This window comes from Kitasatospora nipponensis (assembly GCF_039528135.1).
Classification (GTDB): Bacteria; Actinomycetota; Actinomycetes; order Streptomycetales; family Streptomycetaceae; genus Kitasatospora; species Kitasatospora nipponensis.
In genome coordinates this window covers 1-559 of record NZ_BAAALF010001013.1, presented here as the reverse complement: position 1 = coordinate 559, position 559 = coordinate 1, and the positions used below count along the sequence as shown (strand labels likewise).

Sequence of the window (559 nt, the reverse complement as noted above, 5' to 3'; positions counted from 1 at the left end):
CGACGGTCGACCAGGTGGACTGGAACACCCGCCTGGTCACCGGCGACGCGGTCGCCGAGATCACCCGACTCAAGGCCGAGGACGGCGGCCCGATGGACATCGGCGGCGCGACGCTCGCCGGGGCGGGCATGCGGGCCGGGCTGATCGACGAGTACGTGCTGGCCACCGCGCCGGTCCTGGTGGGCGGCGGCACGCCGTTCTTCACCGCGCTGGACGACTGGGTGAACCTCAACCTGGTGGAGACGCGAACGCTTCCCTGCGGCGTGGTCCTGACCAGGTACGAGACGAGGCGCTGAGCGCCCGGACTATCCCCGAGCCATCTCTCACCTTCAGGTGCGGGCGAGGGCGGTGAGGGTGCGGTGGCGGGGGAGGATGCGGGCGGCGGCGAGGAGCAGGCGGTTGGCCGTGCCGGGCACGACCGTGGGGCGGCTGCGGCGGCGCAGGGCGCGTAGGGCGGTGGCGACGACCTGTTCGGGGGTCTGCACCAGCGCGGCGGGTGCGTCGTCGTGCGACTGCCACTCGGTGGCGGTCATGCCCGGGCAGAGCGCGAGGACGTGGA

The 559-nt window shown here is 73.7% G+C and carries 1 protein-coding gene and 1 pseudogene; one reads left to right on the top strand and one right to left on the bottom strand.

Annotation, left to right across the window (positions count from 1 at the left end):
- The coding region (locus tag ABD323_RS44610; RefSeq protein ID WP_344447680.1) for a dihydrofolate reductase family protein at positions 1–296 on the top strand (296 nt) is incomplete at its 5' end.
- A 33-nt stretch (positions 297–329) separates the two neighbouring features.
- On the opposite strand, the pseudogene ABD323_RS44605 reads toward ABD323_RS44610, so the two are convergent.
- Positions 330–559: pseudogene (locus ABD323_RS44605) on the bottom strand (SDR family NAD(P)-dependent oxidoreductase); the annotation flags it as partial.